Genomic DNA, 21,735 nt, shown 5'->3' with positions numbered 1-21,735 from the left:
CGTTGCTTAAGTCTCCTTCTGCGAGGCGTTCGAGTTTTTCGCCGATAGCGTTAAGCGTTCCCACGAGATCCTTCCCAACAGCCTCAAAAGCCCTTATAAGCGCCCCAATCTCATCATCCTCAATGTACTGTATCTGCCTCAGTTCCCTGTTGACGTCACTGAGCCGACCTTCGGCAAGGGCCTGAGCGACACTCTTGAGTTTCTCAAGGGGTTCGAGGGTTTTGTCGAGCACCCTGTAGGCCCCGAACACCATGAGGAGGCCGACTAACACCGCCACAATCATGCCGAGAAGGGTTGTTTTTGTGCTCGCCGCTATCGTTGAGTGCACGTTCTCCGTCACCTGCTCGGTGCTTTTATCCAGGACGTCAGTCATCGCGTTGGTTAACGGGTCGGTCAGCTCGTTTATCGGGACTGTGGCCAGTACTATCCACCCCGTTGTCTTCATTCTTTTGTATCCCGCGACCTTCTCGACGCCTTGGAACGTGTAAACAACCCATCCCGAGTCCTTGTTCTTTTCGAGTTCCTTGACAAGGGGAGCAAGGTCCGGGTCATCGTGTATGTTGAGCTTCTGAACCAGTTCTTCATTGGGGTGCACTATGGTGGTTCCGTCTTTGTTTACAATGGCTATGTATCCGCTCTTACCGATGGTTATCTCCTTTGACTGCTCTATCAGCGTAGAAACGAAAACATCGACACCTATGACACCAACGAGTTTTCCATTAACGTATATCGGCTCGGAATACGTGACTATCCATTTTCCCGTGGAGGCATCTTTGTATGGCTCGGTCCATACCGGACCGTTCTTGGATACCGCCTCCTGATACCAGGGCCTCTGTCTGGGGTCGTAGCCCTGGGGCAGTTCTTCATCCGGCCACATGTACATGCCGCCATTGACACTGCCGAAATAGACGTAAGCCACGTTGGGGTCTAGCTCCTTAACGCTCTTGAATCTGTCCAGAAGAAACGCCCTGAACTGGGGGTCGCTTTCATCGTAGTTAGAATAGGCCTCGTGAACGGCACCGATGGCAACTTTTCCCATAACTCGCATTTTTTCAAAATAATCATCGAAGAGTTTGGCACCTAGCTCTGCCGAGCCGACCGCTATCGTTCCTGCCTCCTCTGTTATGGGCTCCTTTATTCCCTCTGCCATTAGTTTTGGCAGGTTTTGGCCTAGTTCCTGGTCGAGGGTCTTGCTGACGTCCTTCTGCATTTTTAGGGTGCTGTAGCCTGCGATGAGGGAGCCCAGAATCACTGTAATCAGAACAGCAACGGCTGTCGTTAGCACAATCTTTTTCTTGAACTCCAAGGGGACCACCTCCCGGAATGAGCAGGGGATTCCAATACCCCTACGAGGTTACTGGACATTATACGGACTTAAAACTTAAATCCCTTTTGTGTAGGGCGGTATGTAGGTAATTACAACTTGGAGAGGGGAGAAAAGGTTAAGATACGGTAAGATACGGATGGATTCGTGGCATCATGAAACCTGTCCGAGGACGTTATTCCACGAGTAGCTGGATTCTACGAGTTCCCCGACGGTTACGGTCTCCTCTCCTGTGATCTCCGGCTCCAGGTCGCCAAGCTTTTCGAGGAGTTCCTCCCGCGGGAGGGCCTCCCCGTCGAATATCACGAAGCCGTTCCTGGAGTAACCGTTGATGAACGCCCTCCAGACCCTGTTGTCCTTCAGGAGCTCGTACTGCTTGGCACTTGCCCTCTCCGGGTCTATGTTTCCGAACTTGAGGAGCAGTCTGGTGAGCTTCTTCTCCGGCTTGGCCGTCATTCTACCACCTCACCCCTTGGGGTTTATCCCGAAGTAGTCCTCTATGTCGATGTACGTCTTCCGGTAAAGCTCGCTGTTCTTCATCCGCTCGACGAACTCCTTGGTTCTGATGTATTTGTCCTTCTGGTACTCCCAGTCGGGGTGGAGCGCCTTCCACTCCTCCCATGTGTAGCTGAACTGTGCCTGCACCTTGTCCCTGTAGAGTTCCGGAATCACGTTGAAGGTGCAGAACGGCACTATCCTTCCGTCCGGCATGGCGTAGTGGATGACGCAGCGCTCAACGCGCTCAACGTCGTAGTTGTACTCGTCCATGAAGTGCATCATCCCGAGGAAGAGCGAGTTCATGTGGAACTTTCCGAGGGCGTCGTAGTTTCCGTGCATGAATGCGTTCTTTATGAGTTCGAGGACGCCGATGTCCTTGGGGGCGTACTTCTCGTCGTAGAAGCTCTTGAACTTCATGAATATCTCCGCGCCGAGCTTGAGCTTCTGGAGCCTTCCGAGGGTCTTCCATCCCTCTATCTCCTCCGCCTTGCTCTCCAGGTACTCGACGAAGCCCTCCACATCGAGGAACCTTCCTATCGGAACGACCCTCTTGTTCTCCCTGTCGAGGAAGATGTAGGTCGCCGCGCCGCAGCAGTAGTGGCTCGTCATGTAGTAGCGCGAACCAGTGAATGCCTCGAAGAACCTGGCTATGTGGCCCGCTATTGGGATTGGATACCAGTCGTCCATAGATATGGCCCCATTGGTCTGCTCTTCAATGCGCTTTATCGCACCCGGGATGGTTATCCTAAAGCGCTGGCGCTCCTTCTTGGGAGTTCTGCCCGTCATCGAGAGTGGCTGGAAGTTGACGCCCCTGACGATGTCCAGGTGATTCAGACCGAAGTTGATAATCGCACCTAGCTCGTGGTCGTTGACGTTCCTTATGGTGGTCGGCACGAGAACTATGCCCGGGCCGTTCGCCTTTCTGACGTTCTCGAAGATGAGCGGAATCTCCCAGTGGTTCTTCCAGTTGGTCTGGGGCGTCATTCCATCGTAACTGAGGTAGAGGGTGTTGGTTCCCGCCTCGCGGATCTTCTTCACGAACTCAGGGTCGAAGGCGAGCTTTATTCCGTCGGTGTTGAGCTGAACGTGGTCATAGCCTTCTTCCTTCGCGATTTTGATTATCTCCACGAGATCCTCCCTGATGGTTGGCTCGCCACCGGTCAGCTGAACGGCGTTGGCACCGACGGGATACTGCTTCTTCGCGTTGCGGAGCATCATACGTATCTGCTCAAGGGTTGGCTCGTAAATCGGCTGACCTTCTTTAGCGTAAAAGAAGCAATACCAGCATGATAAGTTACATCTATTGGTCAGAACTATGTTCAAAAGGTTCGTATGAGAGCGATGTCTGGCACACATTCCACAGTCGAAGGGACAGTTGACACCGCTGTTCTCAACGTTGGTGCTCATGAGCTTGAAGTCGAACTTCCACCTTTGGAAGCGGTAGTACTGCTCAACATCCTCGTAATAGACATCGGTTATCATGCCCTCGGGACAGCGCTTGGTTATCCAGACCTTACCATCCTTCTCCCATATGAGTGCCGGGACGACCCTTCTGGTCTCTGGACATATGGAGTACGTTCTGTGCGGCAGCGGCCCACCGTACGCCCTGCTGGCCTCCTTGATCATCTCCTGGAACTGCTCCTCGCTGATTTCGGGGAACTCGATTATGTCCCTGATCTTTCTCGTTAGCTGATTGAATTCCTTCTCGCCGCTGGGCACTTCACCAACGCTCTCTGCCATGCTACCCACCTCTTCAACTTTCGCCTTTGGTCACTTATCCAATCATCAGGTATAAAAACTTTTGCGTAAATATGAAGATTTTCCTGCATATCTATGCCCCACATCTGGGTAGAGGGCTAAGGTTAAAAGCACGCCATCAAAGTTACTCCGGTGGTGGGATGCCGGCGAGAGAGATGAGAATGGAGATGTTCCTACGGGCCCTGCTCAAGAGGGACTTTACCAAAGCCAAGGCTCACCTGGAGAAGCTCCAGAAGATGGCCGGCTCGGACGAGTGGGGCAGGGGCTATGGGAAGGCAATAAACGGCTTCATAAGCGCCCTCAAGGACAACGACACCGATGCGCTTATAGTCCAGCTCATAAACGAGCACGACAGGGAAAAGGCCGAAAATCTGCTGAATCACTTCCAGGGGATACTTGAGCACGAGTTCCGCGACGAGTACGAGAAGGGCTACTACACCGCCTGGGTCGAGTTCCTCGGCGCGTACCTCTCCCAGAAAACGCTCGCACTCAAGAGATGAGGTGTTTCCATGGGAAAGGAAGAGGCCATGAGAAAGCTTGAGGAGCGTATAAGGAGCTGCCAGAAGTGTCCCCTCGGGAGCCTTAGAACCAACGCCGTTCCCGGCTCCGGGAGCTACGACGCCAGGGTGATGTTCGTTGGTGAAGCGCCCGGCTACTGGGAGGATCAGAGGGGGCTTCCCTTCGTCGGTCGGGCTGGGAAGGTGCTCGACGAGCTCCTGGCCGAGATAGGCCTGAGCAGGGAGGAGGTCTACATAACAAACATAGTCAAGTGCCGCCCGCCGGAAAACCGCGACCCCACGGAGGAGGAAATCAAAGCCTGTTCGCCCTATCTCGACAGACAGATAGACATAATCCGGCCTAAGGTTATAGTTCCCCTCGGAAGGCACTCCATGAGGTACATCCTTGAGAAGTTCGGCTTCGAGGTCGAGCCGATAAGCAGGATACACGGAAAGACCTTCGAGGCGCACACGCTCTTCGGCAGATTCGTCATAATGCCGATGTACCACCCGGCCGTTGCCCTCTACCGTCCGCCTCTGAGGGGGGAGTTGAGAAAGGACTTTCAGAGGCTTAGAGAGCTGATAGATGGCCAATCATGAAAGGCCCTTCAATTTTCAAATACTCTTCCGAGTGAGTCGCCCTTCTTTAGCGTTTTTTAAGCCCCAATGTCTCTTTTCTGAAGCTTTTCTGGGAAAGATTTTTATGGTATTGGTGCGCATTATTGTACTTGAAAGCATGCATTAATGCAGGAGTACACCAGTATTCACTAAAATGCAAGAAATCAGATTCAAATGTATGGAAACGGCCCACGAGATTTTCGGAAACATGTCATTGTGTCAAAAACTTTTCAGGAAACCTTATATTCCACCCAAGAATTCAAGGCATGGTATTTAGATGGGGGTGAAACTGTGTCGGACTTTGGGATACTGTCTCTGCTGCCGCCTCTGGTGGCTATTATCTTGGCGATATGGACGAAGAGGGTTATCCTGGCTCTGTTCGCCGGTGTCTGGATTGGAGGTGTAATGGTCTCCGGATGGAACCCTGTGACAGGAACCACCCAAACCCTCGATTGGATAGTAGGCAACGCCATCGATGACTGGAACGTCAAGATACTCATCTTTGACTTCCTCATCGGTGCGGGTGTGGGATTGATATACAAGTCTGGAGGAGCGATGGCGATAGGCCGCGCCCTGGCGAGCAAAGTACGCAGCAGTCGCGGTGCCTCACTGATGGGATGGCTCCTCGGTGTGCTCATCTTCTTCGATGACTACACCAACACCATCATAGTCGGTAACACCATGAGGCCCATCACCGACAGGACCCGCGTTTCCCGTGAGATGCTCGCCTACATAGACGACTCGACGGCCGCGCCGGTTGCGGGACTGGCCATAGTCTCTACCTGGATAGGCTACGAGGTCGGTCTCATCGGCGACGCCTTCAAGGACCTCAACGTTGACTACGGCGCCTACGTCGCCTGGATGCACAGCGTTCCCTTCAGGTTCTACTCGATACTCGCGATAATACTGGTCTTCATCGTGGCCTTCACCCACAGGCACTACGGCCCGATGCTCAAGGCAGAGATGCGCGCCAGGACCGAGGGCAAAGTCCTCCGCGATGGCGCAAGGCCGCTCATGACAACCGAGGTTGACCTAGGCATGCCGAAGGAGGACGGCAGCGTCCACATCTTCATCTGGCCGATACTGACGCTCATATTCGTCACCCTCTACGGCATGTGGTATACCGGCGGCGGAAGCGAGGTCTACGCCACCGATGGACTGATGGGTGTTCTTGGAAACTCCGACTCTGCCTTGGCGCTTCTCTGGGGCTCCTTCGCCATGGTCGTGGTTGCCTTCTTCCTCGTCCTGGGAATGAGGCGCATGACCGTCGAAGAAGCCGAGGACGCCATAATCCGAGGTATGAAGCAGATGATCATAGCCAACACGATACTGCTCTTGGCCTGGAGCATCAAGAGCGCCACCGACGCCGTCGGGACCGCCCCGTACATCGTTGACCTCGCCAAGAGCGCCGGCGTCACCGGCAGCTGGGTGCCGCTGATAGTGTTCCTCATCTCGATGTTCATCTCCTTCACGACCGGAACGAGCTGGGGAACCTTCAGCATAATGCTGCCCATCGCCATACCGCTCGCCTACGGGGTTACCGGCTATGTTGGTCCGGAGGTCTTCGCCGCCATCGGTGCTGTCTTCGCCGGCGGTATCTTTGGCGACCACTGCTCACCGATCAGCGACACGACCATCATGAGTTCAATGTTCTCCGGTTCGGACCACATAGACCACGTCACGACGCAGGTGCCGTACGCGGTAACCGCATCGAGCGTTGGCATCATACTCTACGTGCTCTTTGGCTTCGGCGTCCACAGCTGGGCGATACTCCTTCCGCTTGGCCTTGTTCTCCTCGTCGGCGCTTGGTACTTCCTCACGGAGTGGTACGGCAGGAAGTACGGCATACCGCACGGAAAGGTTCCGGTGTACGTGGCAGAGAAGTGAGCTTTCTTTTTCCCTTTTCTCGCCACTTTTAAAAGGCAAAGGTTCGACCCTCTTCTCGGAGGTGAGAGGTTGCTCGTTAGAACCTTCGTTCCCGCTCACATAACGGCCTTCTTCGTCCCCATGTTTCACGATGACCCGCTCAAAGCCGGCTCCCTCGGGGCGGGGGTGAACCTCGACAAGGGTGTCAACGTCTTCGCGAGCATAGAAACCGGCACCCTGGAGAGACACGTACACGTTGCCTTCAACGGCGAGCCGGTTGGGAAGAAAAGGGCGGTCATAAGCTACTCCGTCGCGGACGAACTCGTTCCGGAGGATTTCCACGGAGAGGTTGAAATCTGGCAGTACTTCGACTTCCCGAACGGATACGGCTTCGGTAACAGCGCCGGCGGTGCCCTGGGAACTGCTTTGGCCTTAAGCTACGCCTTCGGCGGGACGTGGCTTAAAGCCGCCCAGATAGCGCACAAGTACGAGGTTCTCAACAGGGGCGGCCTCGGGGACGTCATAGCCCAGCTCGCCGGCGGGATAGAGGTTCGCGTTAAGGCGGGCGGCCCGGGAATCGGGGTTGTCGACAATCTGTTCTTCGAGGACTACCGGGTTCTCGTGGTTCCTCTTGGAAGGCTATCAACGAGGGAAGTTCTGGACGGCGACGTTGTGAAGGTCATAGAGCGCGAGGGAAATGAGGCACTTGAGAAGCTCCTCCGGGAGCCGAGTCCGGAAAGGATGATGGTTCTGGCGAGGGAATTCGCCGAGAAAACGGGCCTTCTGAACGGAGAGCTCCTTGAACTGGCGGGGGAGCTTGATAGAGTACTTAGAAATCCCAGTTCCATGATAATGCTGGGCAGGGGTCTCTTTGCCCTTCTCCGGAAGGAGGAGGTCGAGGGAGCGAAGAACCTCCTGGCCGATCTCGGTCTGCCCTACGATGTGACCGGAATCCACGGGGGCCGGCCCGTGGTGGGAAGGTGGGTCGGCTAAACCCTTTTATCTCCCTTCTTCCTAACCTATCCCGGGTGGTGAAGATGAAATATGCCGAACTGGCCGACCTCTACAGACGCCTTGAAAAAACGACACTCAAGACCCTCAAGACGAGGTTCGTCTCCGATTTTCTGAAGAGAACCCCCGATGAGCTCCTTGAGATAATACCGTACCTCATTCTCGGAAAGGTCTTCCCTGACTGGGATGAGAGAGAACTTGGGGTTGGCGAGAAGCTCCTCATAAAGGCCGTTTCCATGGCAACCGGCGTTCCCGAGAGGGAGATAGAGAACTCGGTGAGGGACACCGGAGACTTCGGTGAGAGCGTCGCCCTGGCCCTGAAGAAGAAAAAGCAGAAGAGCTTCTTCTCCCAGCCCCTCACGATAAAGCGTGTTTACGGCACGTTCATTAAGATAGCAGAGGCGAGCGGGCAGGGGAGTCAGGACAGAAAGCTGAAGCACCTGGCCAACCTCTTCATGGACGCGCAACCCGAGGAGGGCAAGTACCTCGCCAGAACGGTTCTGGGAACGATGAGAACCGGCGTTGCCGAGGGGCTCATGAGGGACGCCATAGCGAGCGCCTTTGGAGTCAAGGCCGAGCTCGTCGAGAGGGCCTACATGCTCACGAGCGACTTCGGATACGTGGCGAAGGTGGCCAAGCTTGAGGGCAACGAGGGCCTTTCAAAGGTCAGAATTCAGGTGGGCAAGCCCATAAGACCGATGCTCGCCCAGAACGCGGCCAACGTGAAGGAGGCTCTGGCAGAGATGGGCGGAAAGGCGGCGTTCGAGATAAAGTACGACGGCGCGCGCGTTCAGGTCCACAAAGACGGCGACAGGGTTGTTATATACTCCCGCAGGCTGGAGAACGTGACGAAGTCAATACCCGACGTGGTCTCAGCGGTTCTTGAGAGCGTAAAAGCTGAAAAAGCCATCGTGGAGGGCGAGCTCGTTGCCGTGGGCGAGGAAGGAAAGCCCAGACCCTTCCAGTACGTGCTGAGGCGCTTCAGGAGAAAGTACAACATCGAGGAGATGGTGGAGAAGATTCCCCTTGAGCTGAACTTCTTCGACGTCCTCTACGTTGACGGTGAGGGGCTTATAGACGCTCCTCTCTCCGAGCGCAGGGAAAAACTTGAGGGAATAATCTCCCCGAACGAGCGGATAAGGCTGGCTGAACAGCTTGTCACGGATAACGCTGACGAGGCGGAGGAGTTCTACCAGCGCGCCCTTGAGCTCGGCCACGAGGGGCTGATGGCGAAGCGTCTGGATTCGGTTTACGAGCCCGGAAACAGGGGCAAGAAGTGGCTCAAGATAAAGCCCACGATGGAGGACCTCGACCTCGTTATAATCGGTGCCGAATGGGGTGAAGGAAGGCGCGCACACCTCCTCGGCTCCTTCCTGGTTGCGGCCTTTGACCCCCACAGCGGAGAGTTCGTCCCGGTCGGAAAGGTCGGGAGCGGCTTTACCGATGAAGACCTGGCCGAGTTCACCAAGATGCTCAAGCCCCTCATAGTCCGTGAGGAGGGCAAGTACGTCGAGATAGAGCCGAAGGTCGTTATCCAGGTCACCTACCAGGAGATACAGAAGAGTCCGAAGTACGAGAGCGGCTTTGCCCTCCGCTTCCCGCGCTACGTCGCTTTGAGGGAGGACAAGAGTCCCGAGGAGGCGGACACGATCGAGCGCATAGCCCAGCTCTACGAGTTCCAGGAGAGGTTCAAGGCGAAGAGGTGACCTCGTTTTCTTCCGTTTCTTCAATATTCTCCGGCACTTCGTCCTGCCCTTCACCTTCCTCTGGAACCAGTCTCCCGGCCATCTCGGCGGCCTTCTTTGCCATCAGCGGTGTCACGAGAAGGAAGCCCGTTGAGAGTCCGGCCAGATACGCCACGACGGTTCCGGGGTAGCCGTCCACCATCGCCAGGGAGGGGAGGTCGTAGAGGGCATGCGCTATCATCGAAAAGGCCAGCCCCGTGAAGCGCTTCCATCCCCGCTCGCCGAGCAGGAAGCCGATCGTGATGGCCGCCCATGTGGCGTGGAGTCCCGCGAGGACGATTCTGACCCCAACGAGATATGCCGGCTGGTTGAGAGCGAAGATTCCCGCGGTGTACATTAAACCTTCTATGATTCCAAGGAAGAGCCCCGCGCCTATGACGAGCCTCCACTTCTCCCATTCCGGCGAGCGCTCGAAGAACTTCATGGGCAGGAGCTTCACCGACTCCTCGATTATCCCGGCCGCAAAGGCCAGTGCAATCCACGTCTTGAGGAACAGTAGCGGTGTCTCCAGGAGTGATGCAACGATGAGGCCGACGAGGGCGGTTGCGAATGAGCCCACCTTCCAGCCGTTCTTCGGGAAGGAGCGCCATCTCCGGAGGGTGTACTTGACCGCCAGCAGGACGGAGAGACCGCCAACTACGGTTATAATTCCGAAGTAGTACTCGATGACTTTTTCCGGCGTGAGCATGGTATTTTCTCAACCATTCCCCCTTATTAATTTTGGCCTCAAGCTTTTTAAATCTCGTGTAGATTTTCCTTTGGAACTGCCGAGAAATTTACACGAAGGTGTTCAAAATGGGGGATATGAAAGGCCAGCTCATCGACATGTTCTTCTCGGAGGAAGCCATCCTCTTCGGCCGCTTCGTTCTCACATCAGGAAGGGAGAGCGACTACTACATCAACGTCAAGAAGCTCTCCACGAATCCCGGGGCGCTGAGGATAATCGCGAGGCTGATGGCCGAGAAGGCCAAGGAACTCGGGATTGAGTTCGACCGCGTCGCCGGCCCGGAGCTTGGAGCCGTGCCGATAGCGACGGCCCTATCGCTGGAAACCGGAAAGCCCCTCGTCATAGTCCGCAAGAAGCCCAAGGGACACGGCACCGGGAGCCAGATCGAGGGCGAGGTAAAGCCCGGCGAGAAGATACTCCTGGTCGAGGACGTGACGACCACCGGGGGGAGCGTTCTGCGCGCGGCGGAGGTTCTGGAGAAGGCCGGAGCGGAGATAGCCGCCATAAGCGTGGTGGTCGACAGGGAGGAGGGCGCCGGTGAGAGAATAGGGGGGAGGTACCGGTTTATCCCCCTCGTCACGGTTTCAGAGCTTTTTGCCCGCAGGGGCTCTGCCGGAGTGGATGAATGAGATTATCGCCTCGTAGAACCGGTGGAGGATGCCCTCTTTTTTCTTCCTTCCGAATATCCACTCGTCCAGAACGGAGCCGGCTTCCCTTATGGCCTTTGATGCAGGCGCGTGCGGCGCGTAGTCAAGGACGGGCCGTCCCATGTTTGTCGCTTCCGGAACCTTGTAGTCGTAGGGGATTATACCGACGACTGGAACGTCGACGCTGTACTCAAGGAAGTCCACCACGTCGTCTATGTTGGCGGAGGATTCCCTGACCTTGTTGATGATGACGCCCACCTTCAGGCCGTAGGCCTCCCCCAGGGCCTTCAGTTTGATGACCTCGTTCTCCACCATCCTGTGCACCGAGTGTATCGGACAGCGCTCTATCTCCAGTATGATGAGCTGGTACTGGGCGAGCCTGAAGGTCGATATTGTGTCGAAGGGTATCCCGACTGGAGAGTCTATTATCGTTATTTTGTATCTGGCCGAGATTTCCCTCACGATGTTTCTAAGGCGCTTGTTGTCGAGGTCGAGCACATCGTACAGCCTTGAACTTCCCGGGAGGACATCCACGCCCGTGTTCACATCGTGGTACACAGCGTTGAGAACCCGCATCTCCGGATTCTTCAGGAGGGTGTGGATGTTGTAGACCGGGTTGTATATGCCAAAATGAAAGGCGAGCTTTGGAAGGTAGAGGTCACCGTCTATGACGAGCGTCCGATAGCCCCTCTTTGAGAAATATGTGCTTAGATTTGCGGTCATGGTGGTCTTCCCGGCACCGCCCCTTCCTGTTATAACGACTGACACCACCCTCTAGCCCTCCGTTCGTCCTTGTTATTCTTACTCAAAAATTATTGATAGGGAGTCAGATGTAATCCTCCATGGTCTTTGCCCTGACCATTATTGAAGCCTTCTTCTGGCCGTAGAAGACCTCCACCAGGCCGTCGGATTCAAGCTGCTTGACTGTTTTGAGAACCGCGGGCATCGGGGTTTCAAGCTCGGCGCTCAGCGTCTGAAGCGCCACGGCCCTCTTTTTGGTAGCCAGGATTTTGTAAACAACATCCTTACGACTGCCGAACATCAAGGGCACCGATATTTAATTACTTCCTTCTACTAAATAAACCTTCTGGGATGGAGTTCGGCACATGTACGAAGGCAGATTTATAAGGTGCCCGCTGGATGAAAAACCATGCGGGGAATCGTCGAAAGACTTGACCTGGAAGGTCTAGGCGTTGTGAGGATGGGGAGAAAAGAGATTCACGTTCCGTTCACCGCGCCGGGTGACGTTGTGGAAGTTAGGAGATGGCGGAGGAAAAAGAGAACGCTTATAGCCACTGATTTTGACGTGGTGGAGTCCTCTCCAAACCGGACCGAGCCTGGATGCCCCTACTTCGGAACGTGCGGTGGCTGCCTTCTTCAGCACCTCCCCTATGCGGAGCAGGTTAGGTTTAAATCCGACAAATTATCCAAGATTTTGGGCTTTGACGTCGAGGTTGTTCCGTCTCCTAAGATATACGGTCACAGAAATCGCATCGATGTTGTCATTTCGACGGCAGGAATCGGCTTCAGAAGGCGCGGCACATGGTGGGACGCGGTTGACATCGAGTGGTGCCCAGTCTTCGGCCAGTCCAGCGGGAAGGTCCTCCGCTCCCTTAGGGAGTTCATAGAAGACCACGCCCCGAGTCTGTACGAGATAAGAAAGAACGAAGGTTTTCTGCGCTACATCGTCATCCGCAAGGGCAAGTTCACGGGCGAGCTGATGGTGAACCTCGTCACCTCGGAGGGTGAGCTTCCGGGCGAGTTTCCGGAATACTTCGACTACGCGACCTCTGTGTACTGGAGCATCAACAGAACCCCCAGCGACGTCTCCCACGGCGAGATAGCGCGCTTCTGGGGGAGTGAGTTCATAAGGGAGAGGCTCGACGACGTGACCTACCTGATACATCCCAACAGCTTCTTCCAGACGAACAGCTACCAGGCCGTAGCGCTGGTTGAGACGGTGGCGGGGCTGGTCGATGGCGGGAGGGTCCTCGACCTGTACTCCGGTGTTGGGACCTTTGGGGTATACCTGGCCAAGAGGGGTTTCGACGTGGAGGGAATCGAGGTTAACCCCTTCGCGGTGGAGATGGCGAACAGAAACGCTGAACTGAACGGTGTTGAGGCGACCTTCTTGGTCGGGCAGGACAAGGACGTCGAAAACCTTTCGGAATACGGGACGATAATCGTTGATCCGCCAAGGGCAGGGCTGCACCCCAAACTGATAAAGAAAATCTTAAAAGACAAACCTCAAAGCATCGTCTACGTCTCCTGCAATCCAAAGACCCTTAGGAGCAATCTTGATGCCCTATCCGATAGATACGCGGTAGAGAGTGCCGTTGGGCTTGACATGTTCCCACACACGCCTCACGTGGAGACGGTTGTCAAACTTAAACTCAAGGTTTAACTTTAGAACCAACAGGTTCAAAAACTTAATATACTTAGTCCCCATAACCTTAAACAGAGGTGATGAAAAATGCTTGATGAAAGGGACAGGATTATAATCGAGATGCTCACCAAGGATGCCCGCACCCCGTTCACGGAGATAGCCAAGGTTCTTGGCATCAGCGAGACGGCCGTCAGGAAGCGGGTTAAGGCCCTGGAGGAGGCGGGCGTCATAAGGCAGTACACCGTCGTCGTTGACCCCTCAAAGCTCGGGTACAACCTCGTCAGCCTGACGGGCGTTGATACGCTTCCCGAGAAGATATTCGACGTTGCGAGCAAGTTAAAGGAGTTTGACTTCGTCAGGAGCGTCTACCTCACCAGCGGCGACCACATGATAATGACAGAGGTCTGGGCCAAGGACGGGGAGGACCTCTCCGACATAATATCCAACAAGATAGGCAAGATAGAGGGCGTTACCAAAGTTTGCCCGGCAATAATCCTTGAAAAGCTAAAGTAAGCCGCGACTTCCTCCGGAAATCTTTAAATATTTTCTGGTGTATATTGTATAATATGTCGGTGGTTGTGGACTGGGGTTATTTCGTCCGTGATCTTCTGGTCTTGGTGTTCTCGGTAGCTATAATTGCAGTCCTTCTGGAGATGGGCGCTAAAATTCGAAGGAACCTCGGATTCAGTGGGTTTATACGTGCCTTTAACGTTCTCATAGCGGCGTTTTTTCTGGTTGGAGTTGCTCAGATTATTGGAGTTCTACTGAGAACCGTCGTGCTCAACAACGACCCCACGTACTTGGCTGTCCGGTCGGTTCTGCTGCTGATTGGGGCGCTGCTCCTGTTTTTGTCCTCAGTTATGATATACCTACCGTTTGCACGGGGGAGATACATGATAGTCCCCATAGCGGTGGAGCCGGTGGATTCACTGAACTACGGTGGGTACTGGGGATCTCAGGAAAAATGTGAAAGCACCTTCGTTAATCTCGTCCGCAGGTATCGCCTTCCGGGGCTTGCTGTTAGCAGAGATCCGCCGGAGGTGTTTAGGAAAAAACTGGGGCTGAAGATAATCCCCGTCATCTGGGTTTCGAAGGTCCCCCATGGGGAGGCGGTTACACCAACGAGGCTCTCGTATCTTCTCGACAAACTCCGCAGATTCCTCGAAAGTGCGGACATGGATAAGGTCATATTCATCGACTGTGTGGAGTACCTGATCCTTGAGAACGGTGAGGAGGCGGTTCTCAAGTTCCTGACCACCCTCAAGGATATCTCCGTCCTGAACAGGGGGATAATTATAGTCACCCTCGACCGGGAAGCGCTGAGTGGAAGGATATTCAATATACTGTCCTCCGAACTTCTGCCCGTGGAGAATCTTGAGGAGCAACTGAAGCACGATAAGAAATGAATTGTGGTGCGGTGGCCGGGATTCGAACCCGGGTTACCGGCTTGGGAGGCCGGTGTCCTAGACCAGGCTAGACTACCACCGCTCCGTCCAGCCCGGTATTATTAACCATCCGTGCCTTTAAAAGTTTTACCTCACGTCCCGGGTTTCCTGGCAACGATGAACCTCACTATCCCACGGTAGTGGCTTTCCTCGTGATCGACCTCTAGGTGTCTCCTCACGAGTTCGTGTGTTTCCCTCAGCGTGTTGTCCTCAAGCAGAAGACCGAGGAGAACGTCGAGGGGCCTGAGAAACAGCCAGTTCAAAAGTCTGCAGTCGCTCCGTGTGTGCTCCAGGAAGATCGCCCTTCCGCCGGGCTTAAGGACGCGGCGGATTTCCTCCATTGCCCTCTCAGGGATGGGAACGGTGCAGAAGACGAAGGTGCTCACAACGGTGTCAAAGCTCCCGTCTGGAAACTCCAGGTTCTCGGCGTCCATAACGTAAAAGCGGGCGTTCAGGCCAAGTTTTCTGGCCCTTCTCTCCGCCACTTTCACCATCTCTGGAACGGCATCTATTGCGTGGAGTTCTATGTCCTTGGGATAGTAGGGAAGCATGAACCCCGTGCCGACGCCGATTTCGAGAACCCTGCCCGTGACGTAGCGAGCCGCCTTCCTCCTCAGCGGGTCGAAGAACCTCTCCAGGGGGCCGTCTATCCTCTCGTACCTCTCGCCCAGCTTGGCGTACTTCTTCCGGAAGCTCATGGCCGTAACTCCCCGCTCCATGTTAAAACCCTAACTGGGCAGTTCCGTGAAGTCGGCAGGCTTTTAAGACCAAGGGGCAAAGCGGGCGTGGTGGTGCTCATGCCGTACCTGCTCATAGAACACCTGGAGGAACTGCGCGACTGGGTTCTCCTGGAGTACAGACACGCGAGCGAGTGGTGGGGGGAGAAGCTGATATTCACCAACGTGGAGCCGCACGAGAGGGAAGAACTCGCGAAGCTGGGGAGCGTTTTGTCCCAGAGCGTCACGGAGTTCCCCTTCGACCGCTCGAAGCTCATAATCCTCGACCCCTTCGCAGAGGAGGAGCTGAAACCAGAGGACATCGAGGAGGACAGCATAATAGTCGTCGGCGGAATCCTCGGTGACTTCGAGTTCACCGGAAAGACCAAGAAGTTCATAACCGAGAAGATCGAAGGGGCGAAGGCAAGGCACATAGGGAGCGTGCAGTTCTCCATAGACGGCTCGGCGATAGTGGCGAAGCTTATAGCCGAAGGAAAGAGGCTGGAGGAGATAGAGTACGAGCTGAACCCAACGATAAAGCTGGACGAGTTCAGCGAGATAACGCTCCACTACGCCGTGCCGAAGCTGGACGGAAGGCTACTCCTAACTCCGGACCTCATAGAACTCCAGAAGAGGGAACTAGGCTACACGGAAGCTGACGACGAAATAAGCGACGAGGAGCTTGAGGCATTTTTTGAGGGGAGGGGCGAGCTTTAGGTTGTTTCCAATTTCTTCTTTCCGTTGTGGTTGCTAGGACAAACCCTGAGTAAACAAAATAATTTAATAATATAGATGGTAAAATTTATAAGTCTCTGTACAGTCATTACTAATGTCATCTTGTTAGAGACCCGCGCATTTCCTATGCTAGAGTGAAGTACATAAGGAACGGAATGATCGACGAAGCATTTGCAGACATTCCTAATTGCCTTCGGATAAATGGGGCAAAAGCTGGAGGGGGAAGACTTGAAAAAATTCCTCACCTTTTTTATTGTTTTTTTCTTGGTGTCTACACCATTCACTCAATTGTCACAGGCTTCGAGGGTGCCATACTGGTTCAAGGAGGGAGCCTACATCAAATACGCAATGAAAATGCCTCTCAATCCTGAGAAAAACGAGGTAAACGTCTTCATGATCTGGCCGAGACTCCTTCCAACGGACGCTTATAATGAGGTTAAAGAGCTCTATGAAGGGGATTCCGGCCTCTTCAAAATCGACAACCGCACCATGATATCGCTTTTTGTTACGGGGGATTCGTACCTGACTTTTGAGATTCTCAACGTTACGAACGAAACGGCTCTCGTGAGGGTTACGCTTGAAATGAACAACGTGAGCACGGGGCCGGGTGAAATCCTTCCTCGTCTGATTCTGTCAAAAATCCTTATCCTTAATCTGAGCGACATGACATACTATGAAGAAGACGGCACTCCAATCGGATCGCCCATGTTCTTTATAGACCCCGCCCACCCGCCAAGAAAGGGGGACTATCTTCTCGCCCCTGCTTTCCTGAAAAAATACAATCTCCACTCGGACGATATCGTTGTAACCAACGTTTCGTTCACCTGGATAGAGGATAAAATCCTTCACACTCACTACAGGGACTTTATCCCACCCTACCTGTTTGTTGAGAGCAGGGGAGCATACATTATCTATGACCTGACGACTGGAAATGGCCACGTTGTCACGACGGAGCTGATTTACGAACTCGATACAGGTCTCCTTATAACAACGCTCCTCGTTGACATGGCGCCGGAAACTACAATTCTGGGAGTGATAGGCGCAATCGCCCTTGATATGGTAAACTCCCGGAAGCTTGAGAGGCTCATCGAGGAAGGGAAGGACGACAGGGAGTGGTGGGCGCAGGGCTTCAACCTCTACGACACCAACGTCAAGCTGCCCGACTATGGAAGCGGACGTTCACCTTCGACGCCGGTTAAGTACTTCTTCGCTCTCTCGCTCGTCGTTCTCACTATGATAGCTTTGTGGACGGAAAGGAGGTGGAAGCGGTGAGATGGAAGGCCATTTTCCTGGCATTTTTGGTGGCCGGTCTGCTCGTTCCCCCCGCGTATTCGGCCGAAGAAAGCGCGATGGAGAGGCCCGGCTACCTGTTCGTTGAGGCGCCCAGTGGCCTGGTAGCTGATATAGTAGGAGTGGGCTCTTACGCCACTCCCGTTGGCCTGGTGCTCAAACCGGGGAACTACACCATCAGGATAATCGGAAACGTCACGGTGGTTGCCCAGGTTTCAGTGATGACCGAAACAGCCACAATAATTCGTGTAAACCCCAGTGAGATTGCGGAGGCAGTTTCCGGGGAGGGAATCGTGTCCATAAGGGCAATCTTCAACGAGAGCGCCAACTACAGCCAGGAGAAGCTCAACCCGCCCTTCAATCCGTTTGCGTTCCCAGGTGGGTGTGGAAGCAACTCCGGGTATCTCAACGTATCGAACCCCTATCCAATGGGCCTCGCAGTGCGGGGAAGGGACGAGGTGTACATAACCCTCAATGGAACCTTCATGCACATTGGAAACGATGACGGGAAACCCTGTATTTTCTACGTCGAAGTGTACCCCGGGGGAAGCGAACGACAAGAAAGTGTTAAAAATGCCACCTACCTCGTCTCCTGGGCGCGACTGGAGATAACCTCCGTTCCCGAGGGCCTAACGTTCTACATCAACGGGGGCCACAATAGGTACGTCTTCTATACTCCTATGGGCCTCTACGTCCCGGCACTCCCCCACGACGTCTACAACGCCACCGCCATCGGTTACTACGGAACGATACGGATTCCGGTAATTCACAGGCTCGACACCCATACGGTGGGGGTAGCTGAGAACCACTACCTGATCGAAAGCGTCGTGAAGGTTGCCCCCAACGAGACGTACCACATCAACGTGGACATGGAAAAGGCAAAGTCTGCGCTGACGGTGGAAAGAAAGGCGGTGAGAGCTGTTCCCCTTGAGGTCAATTCCGAGCCGGGCAACGCTTCCATCGTGGTTACCGACGGGGTTCTAAGGGCCTTCGCCGTCACGCCCGTCACGCTGTTCCTTCCATCCGGGAACTACACGGTCATAGCTTCGAGGGGCAATCTCTCGGCTAAAGAATCAGTGGTTCTTACGGAGGGTGCAAGTGTTTTCCTGAAGCTCTCCCCTGCCAACGCGACCCTCAACGTCGTGACGTATCCGAACAACGCGTCGGTGCTCCTGAACGGCAAGGAGGTCGAAGCCAAAAACCTCACCCTCAGCCCCGGACGCTACAACATAACCGTGAAGGCTCCCGGCTACCTCACGAAGAGCCTGGAGGTAATCCTGACCCCAAACGAGTCAAAGACCGTTGAGATAAGCCTGGAGAAGAAGTCCGCAGGACAGGATCCAGAAATCGTCATCTCACCCCCTTCGAGTGGAGCGGACGACATACAATCGGGGGAGAAGGCAAAGGCCGACGAAAACGGCGTTCCCGGTAAAACTCAAACCCTCCCAATATCACCCACCAATGACGTCCCCGGTCAAGCAGGAAGGGACAACGGCTCCCTGTGGGTCAAGATGGGTATCCTGGCCGGGGTTGTCGCGGCCGTTTACCTGGCCCTGAGACTGAGGAGGTGAGGCGATGAGGGCCCAGATAAGGTGGGAGCTTGGGGACCCCTACAACCTCATCGTCTTCATCTTTGGATTCATCATGCTCGGCATTACCTTCTTTTCCAGCCTGACTGGCAACGACGTGGTCTTCATGGTAACCGGGCCGGACGGGATAATCGTCTCCGAATCGGCCAAGACCCTCGGTCTCACGCTCCCGAGGCTGGGAACCGAGGAGTATACGATATTCGCGCTCACCGGTGCCCTGCTTGTCTCCCTGATGGTAAGATACGATAGGGATACGAGGGTTGCCAAGAGCGTCTACAGCCTGCCCGTCAGGAACCACTCGGTGGTACTCTCTAAGGCGCTCTCCGCGATGGTACTGCTCCTCCTCGCCTCAATCCTGCCTGCGTTCCTGGCTTTCATCTACATTCACGGTGATGTACCGGACCTCATCGGAAGGGCACTCTTCGACGAGGGCTTTTTAGCAGGTTATCTTCTCTACTGGGCCATGATGGTGCTCTACGTGGTGTCCCTTTCCGCCCTGGTGGCGATGCTTTCACCCAACACCTTCGCCTCCCTCCTCGGGAGCATCACGCTCCTCTACGTCCCCCTCGTGCTCAAACTGAGGAGCCTTCCCCCAGCGGTGATTGACGACGCGTTCTTCAAGGCCTACACCACCCAGTTTTACCCCTCCGACAGGATAGCGGCGTTCCTTGACGGTTCCTTCCACATGGGGCTCCTCCTTCCGGCGGTGATGCTCGGCGTGGCCCTTATACTCAGCGAGTGGAGGGACGTCTCATGAGGCTCCTGAAGGCTGTACTGCTGTCGATAGTCCTCATGACCATCCTGGTGTTTCCGATAGAGAAAAACGCGATGACCCAGCCGATTTCTGAGGTCGTCATCGTGGGACAGGGGATTGTAGTGCCCTCCTCCGGAATGGCCGTGCTCAGCTCCAGCGCCGACGAAGGGACTGAATACACCGTCAGGATTTTCGACCCCGAGAGAGGCAGGGCAGTCCTTGAGAGGAACGTGACCGGCAGTTTCAGGGGCAGGGTCTTCCTGAAGCACTCCGGCCCCTACTACCTCTCCGTGGGGTCGATGACACCGGTTACCCTGGCGGTCAGGGTGATCAACAGGTATCCATCTGTAACTGTCCTCAACATCCGGTACTGCCTGGGGGGAGTGAGCGCCCTTCTTCTGGCGGTGATCCTGCTCGTGGAGGGGAGGAAACGATGATAACCGCGAGAACCCCACAAAGAAGTTCAGGAGCTGTAGCCTGTATCCTGTGAACCTCGGAAAGCCGGAGCTGGTGCTCCTTAACGAACCTCTCGTCGGTTGGATCTGTTCGCGGATAGAACCGCTGTTTGCTTTTTCCGGCCCATATCTTAGGGTTCCGGGGGCACCCGCCCAGAAACTGAGACGTTCAACCCCTCCCTAACGTACAGCCTCACGCCCTCCCTGGAGTAGACGAGACGGTACTTTTCCCTAACCGTCCTCATCACTCTCCCTAGGTAAAGCCTTCCCTGGTACGTTCTAACGTCAACGAGAACCGCATCCGGCCTGATTCCGTTGGGGTAGACGTACACGTTTTCCTTCAGGGCGAGCGCCGGATAGAAGTTTGGCTGGGTGTAAACGGAGAGGTTGCTTCCCATGAGCATCTGGATGACGGGCCGCGCCGGTTCAGCGCCGGGAATGGGTTCGAGAACCGAATAGTGAATCAGGGGATTCTGGGTTCTTGGGGGCTTTTCGGCCACGGGCATCGTTGCCATTGAGGCCATCAGCCCAACGACCACCAGAACCGAGAGAATCCTCCTGAGTTCCAGCTCCCGCAGTGCGGAAACTGCAGCGGTGAATGACAGGGGGACGAGCATATACGGATAGTGGAATCCAAATGCCGTCTGGCTGGGTCGGGAGGCGAGGAGACTTTCGAGCCACGGGAGTGTCAGCAGGAGTGCGTTTCGGGGCAGTAAAAGCGGAAGAAGACCAAACGTCAGATTGAACAGGAGGAAGTAGAGGATCTTCCTGCTTCCAATTGATGGGTGTGAGTACAGGCCCCCGTATAGGTAGTCGTTGCCAAAGTGGGGAATCACGAAGAAAATAACGATCAGCCCGTAGAGCACTGAAACGGCAGCCATTACGAGGAGAGACCGGTTTCTTCTCGCATTTTTAAGAGAAAGCCCCTCCCTGAACGCCCACCAGAGCGACAGCGATGCCACTCCGATGAAAGCATCCTCCTTGGCCGAAAGGATGAAAATGGCGGTGAGGGCGAAGGCGCCTTTTCTATCCTCAACAAGAAAGATGGTGGCGAGGATAAACAGTGGAACCGCGAGTGCTACCGGGTGAAATTCGAAGAGGTTTATGCCGATGAGAGACGAGTTAAGGGCGTAGAGAACCGTCAAAACGATGGCCGTTTTCTCATCGGTAAGCTTTCTGGCGAGGTGGTATGCAAGGAAAACGGAGGCTCCAAGGGCAAGGCTCTGAACCGCTAGGAGCGTCTTCGGCGATGGAAACAGATAGAACATTGGGACGAGTAGGAACATTATCGGCTGGAAGTGAACTCCGAAGTGGTTGGGGGCCCCGTGGAACTGCCATTCGACCGTGTTGAAAAGCGGCCTTCCGTGGAGGAAGCCGGACATGGATTGCGTGAATATTCCCAAGTCAAGGCTGGAGTAGCGAAATCCTGAAAACTTTTCAAAGCTTAGCTTTACTAAAAGTGTTATGTATGCTAACGTTATGCAAGCCGCGGTAATATCGTATGTCGATAATCTAATCTTGAGTTTTCTAGTTTCCATCAATCATGGTTAAATCTGGGGGTTAAAAATTGTTTCGTTAGTTTGACTTAACATTCCGATTAATATCACTAGCGTAAATTATAATATGCTTGGCTGGGATGTTGTCTATGGGTCTCTTCTACGCTTTAGTTTGAAC

The 21,735-nt window shown here is 54.6% G+C and carries 22 protein-coding genes and 1 tRNA gene; 14 read left to right on the top strand and 9 right to left on the bottom strand.

The genetic code is table 11. The features are described 5' to 3' along the window. The 3 genes from E3E51_RS03190 to tes form a co-directional block, all read right to left on the bottom strand. The coding region (locus E3E51_RS03190; protein WP_167911618.1) for a methyl-accepting chemotaxis protein at positions 1–1,306 on the bottom strand (1,306 nt) is incomplete at its 3' end. Positions 1,307–1,477: 171 nt separating this feature from the next. Further along, positions 1,478–1,780, bottom strand: coding sequence for a DUF3213 domain-containing protein (locus tag E3E51_RS03185; RefSeq protein WP_167911617.1), 303 nt, complete (start codon positions 1,778–1,780; stop codon positions 1,478–1,480). Positions 1,781–1,789: 9 nt separating this feature from the next. Continuing rightward, positions 1,790–3,562, bottom strand: coding sequence for a tetraether lipid synthase Tes (gene tes / locus E3E51_RS03180; RefSeq protein WP_167911616.1), 1,773 nt, complete (start codon positions 3,560–3,562; stop codon positions 1,790–1,792). 158 nt (positions 3,563–3,720) lie between these two features. Here tes and E3E51_RS03175 point away from each other — a divergent pair, with 158 nt between their 5' ends. The 5 genes from E3E51_RS03175 to E3E51_RS03155 all read left to right on the top strand — a co-directional run bounded on the left by E3E51_RS03175 (position 3,721) and on the right by E3E51_RS03155 (position 9,278). Continuing rightward, the gene (locus tag E3E51_RS03175; protein WP_167911615.1) at positions 3,721–4,080 is read left to right on the top strand and encodes a hypothetical protein; all 360 of its coding nucleotides are present in this window, start codon (positions 3,721–3,723) and stop codon (positions 4,078–4,080) included. Between the two features lie 9 nt (positions 4,081–4,089). Further along, positions 4,090–4,677 (top strand): type-4 uracil-DNA glycosylase, encoded by a 588-nt coding sequence (udg, locus tag E3E51_RS03170; protein ID WP_167911614.1) that lies wholly within the window; start codon positions 4,090–4,092, stop codon positions 4,675–4,677. Between the two features lie 309 nt (positions 4,678–4,986). Further along, positions 4,987–6,582 carry a Na+/H+ antiporter NhaC family protein gene (locus tag E3E51_RS03165; RefSeq protein ID WP_167911613.1) on the top strand — a complete coding sequence of 532 codons (1,596 nt, stop codon included), beginning with the start codon at positions 4,987–4,989 and terminating at the stop codon, positions 6,580–6,582. Between the two features lie 69 nt (positions 6,583–6,651). Continuing rightward, positions 6,652–7,554, top strand: coding sequence for a pantoate kinase (locus E3E51_RS03160; RefSeq protein ID WP_167911612.1), 903 nt, complete (start codon positions 6,652–6,654; stop codon positions 7,552–7,554). A gap of 44 nt (positions 7,555–7,598) precedes the next feature. Next, positions 7,599–9,278 (top strand): ATP-dependent DNA ligase, encoded by a 1,680-nt coding sequence (locus E3E51_RS03155; RefSeq protein ID WP_167911724.1) that lies wholly within the window; start codon positions 7,599–7,601, stop codon positions 9,276–9,278. On the opposite strand, the gene E3E51_RS03150 is transcribed toward E3E51_RS03155, so the two are convergent. Further along, a complete protein-coding gene (locus tag E3E51_RS03150) occupies positions 9,262–10,005 on the bottom strand; it encodes a PrsW family glutamic-type intramembrane protease (protein ID WP_167911611.1) in 744 nt (247 codons plus the stop codon). The genes E3E51_RS03155 and E3E51_RS03150 overlap by 17 nt on opposite strands. A gap of 116 nt (positions 10,006–10,121) precedes the next feature. On the opposite strand from E3E51_RS03150, the gene pyrE reads away from it, so the two are divergent. Then, the gene (pyrE, locus tag E3E51_RS03145) at positions 10,122–10,673 is read left to right on the top strand and encodes an orotate phosphoribosyltransferase (RefSeq protein ID WP_167911723.1); all 552 of its coding nucleotides are present in this window, start codon (positions 10,122–10,124) and stop codon (positions 10,671–10,673) included. Here the strand turns inward: pyrE and E3E51_RS03140 are convergent. Next, complete coding sequence (locus E3E51_RS03140; protein ID WP_167911610.1) at positions 10,629–11,462, bottom strand: MinD/ParA family protein; 834 nt, start codon at positions 11,460–11,462, stop codon at positions 10,629–10,631. The genes pyrE and E3E51_RS03140 overlap by 45 nt on opposite strands. 55 nt (positions 11,463–11,517) lie before the next feature. Beyond that, positions 11,518–11,733, bottom strand: a complete 216-nt coding sequence (locus tag E3E51_RS03135) for a helix-turn-helix transcriptional regulator (protein ID WP_167911722.1) — start codon at positions 11,731–11,733, stop codon at positions 11,518–11,520. 108 nt (positions 11,734–11,841) lie between these two features. Here E3E51_RS03135 and rlmD point away from each other — a divergent pair, with 108 nt between their 5' ends. The 3 genes from rlmD to E3E51_RS03120 all read left to right on the top strand — a co-directional run bounded on the left by rlmD (position 11,842) and on the right by E3E51_RS03120 (position 14,483). Further along, entirely contained in the window at positions 11,842–13,095 is a 1,254-nt protein-coding gene (gene rlmD / locus E3E51_RS03130; RefSeq protein WP_167911609.1) for a 23S rRNA (uracil(1939)-C(5))-methyltransferase RlmD, read from the top strand. 69 nt (positions 13,096–13,164) lie between these two features. Then, on the top strand, positions 13,165–13,590 hold the full coding sequence (lrpA, locus tag E3E51_RS03125; RefSeq protein ID WP_167911608.1) for an HTH-type transcriptional regulator LrpA: 426 nt from the start codon (positions 13,165–13,167) through the stop codon (positions 13,588–13,590). Positions 13,591–13,643: 53 nt separating this feature from the next. Then, entirely contained in the window at positions 13,644–14,483 is an 840-nt protein-coding gene (locus E3E51_RS03120; protein WP_167911607.1) for a DUF835 domain-containing protein, read from the top strand. Between the two features lie 4 nt (positions 14,484–14,487). Here E3E51_RS03120 and E3E51_RS03115 read toward each other — a convergent pair. Both E3E51_RS03115 and E3E51_RS03110 read right to left on the bottom strand, forming a co-directional pair. Continuing rightward, positions 14,488–14,565: transfer RNA gene (locus E3E51_RS03115), tRNA-Gly, on the bottom strand. 49 nt (positions 14,566–14,614) lie between these two features. After that, positions 14,615–15,241 carry a class I SAM-dependent methyltransferase gene (locus tag E3E51_RS03110; protein WP_346765933.1) on the bottom strand — a complete coding sequence of 209 codons (627 nt, stop codon included), beginning with the start codon at positions 15,239–15,241 and terminating at the stop codon, positions 14,615–14,617. A gap of 78 nt (positions 15,242–15,319) precedes the next feature. Between E3E51_RS03110 and E3E51_RS03105 the strand changes: the two genes are divergently transcribed. From E3E51_RS03105 to E3E51_RS03085, 5 genes are all read left to right on the top strand, one after another. Next, positions 15,320–15,955 carry a hypothetical protein gene (locus E3E51_RS03105; RefSeq protein WP_167911720.1) on the top strand — a complete coding sequence of 212 codons (636 nt, stop codon included), beginning with the start codon at positions 15,320–15,322 and terminating at the stop codon, positions 15,953–15,955. 324 nt (positions 15,956–16,279) lie between these two features. Further along, the gene (locus E3E51_RS03100; RefSeq protein WP_206204446.1) at positions 16,280–17,245 is read left to right on the top strand and encodes a hypothetical protein; all 966 of its coding nucleotides are present in this window, start codon (positions 16,280–16,282) and stop codon (positions 17,243–17,245) included. Then, a complete protein-coding gene (locus E3E51_RS03095; protein ID WP_167911606.1) occupies positions 17,242–18,834 on the top strand; it encodes a PEGA domain-containing protein in 1,593 nt (530 codons plus the stop codon). Before E3E51_RS03100 ends, E3E51_RS03095 begins: the two co-directional genes overlap by 4 nt. Positions 18,835–18,838: 4 nt before the next feature. After that, positions 18,839–19,609: an ABC transporter permease gene (locus E3E51_RS03090; protein ID WP_167911605.1), complete on the top strand. Its 771-nt coding sequence runs from the start codon at positions 18,839–18,841 to the stop codon at positions 19,607–19,609. After that, complete coding sequence (locus tag E3E51_RS03085; RefSeq protein WP_167911604.1) at positions 19,606–20,043, top strand: hypothetical protein; 438 nt, start codon at positions 19,606–19,608, stop codon at positions 20,041–20,043. The genes E3E51_RS03090 and E3E51_RS03085 overlap by 4 nt, the downstream gene beginning before the upstream one ends. 149 nt (positions 20,044–20,192) lie before the next feature. On the opposite strand, the gene E3E51_RS03080 is transcribed toward E3E51_RS03085, so the two are convergent. Continuing rightward, on the bottom strand, positions 20,193–21,599 hold the full coding sequence (locus E3E51_RS03080) for a DUF2079 domain-containing protein (RefSeq protein WP_167911603.1): 1,407 nt from the start codon (positions 21,597–21,599) through the stop codon (positions 20,193–20,195). Positions 21,600–21,735: the final 136 nt, after the last annotated feature.

The sequence above is a fragment of the Thermococcus sp. 21S7 genome (assembly GCF_012027615.1).
GTDB lineage: Archaea > Methanobacteriota_B > Thermococci > Thermococcales > Thermococcaceae > Thermococcus.
This window is presented reverse-complemented; position numbering and strand designations above follow the sequence as displayed.